The organism is Synechococcus lacustris str. Tous (assembly GCF_003011125.1).
GTDB lineage: Bacteria > Cyanobacteriota > Cyanobacteriia > PCC-6307 > Cyanobiaceae > Synechococcus_D > Synechococcus_D lacustris.
This window is the reverse complement of the sequence record NZ_PXVC01000283.1, coordinates 1-702: the sequence shown is the minus strand read 5'-3', so window position 1 is coordinate 702 and position 702 is coordinate 1. Positions and strand designations below refer to the sequence as shown.

The 702-nt window shown below is 62.7% G+C and carries 1 protein-coding gene; it reads right to left on the bottom strand.

What is annotated here, in order from left to right:
* Positions 1-196: 196 nt before the first annotated feature.
* The gene (locus tag C7K08_RS14955) at positions 197-613 is read right to left on the bottom strand and encodes a type II toxin-antitoxin system VapC family toxin (protein ID WP_106501211.1); all 417 of its coding nucleotides are present in this window, start codon (positions 611-613) and stop codon (positions 197-199) included.
* Positions 614-702 lie beyond the last annotated feature (89 nt).

The window sequence follows — 702 nt, the reverse complement described above, 5'->3', positions numbered from 1 at the left end:
GGGCTGGCTTGATGCAGCAGCGGGTGGGGGGCCTTCAATTAGGTCTCCGTGCTGGCTGGCTGCTCAAACACGCCTTAAGCCAGGCCAGCCCCAGATTTAGATCTGGCAGATCGGCTGTGACGCGAAGGCCCCGCTTCAGGCGTTGGCGGCCAGCCAGGCGGCCAGGTCGGCCGGACCCTGAAAGTCGAGCAGGGCATCAGGCACAGGCAATCAAACGCACCTGCAAAGCCTGGACGCGCTGAAATCCGGCATCACCCGTGATCATCACGGCATCAGGCCCCAGTTGCAGGCAGCAAGCCGCCTGCAGGGCATCGGGTGTACGCAGCCCATGGTTGGCGCGCAATTGCGTTGCCAGCTCCACCACAGATGAGCTGAGCTCCACAACCAGCAGATCCGGCTGGGCAAACAACGCCGCAAAACGATCAAGGCAAGGTTGATCACCCTGCCGCAGTGGAGCAACAAGACACTCCAGCAGGCTGAGGCGGCTCACAGCCAGTGGGAGATCAGGTGCCTCGACAGCAAGCTGATGGAGGGTTGCCTGGGTGGCTTCGGCCCATCGGGCCTCACCATCCACCAAATAGATCAGTGCGCTGGCATCCAGGAAGGCAATCACCAGTTGCGCTCAGTTGCCAGCTCAGCATCGATCTCAGCCTTACTGCGCGGGCTCGTGGATGGCGGCAGGGCCAGCAGCCACTGCAACGC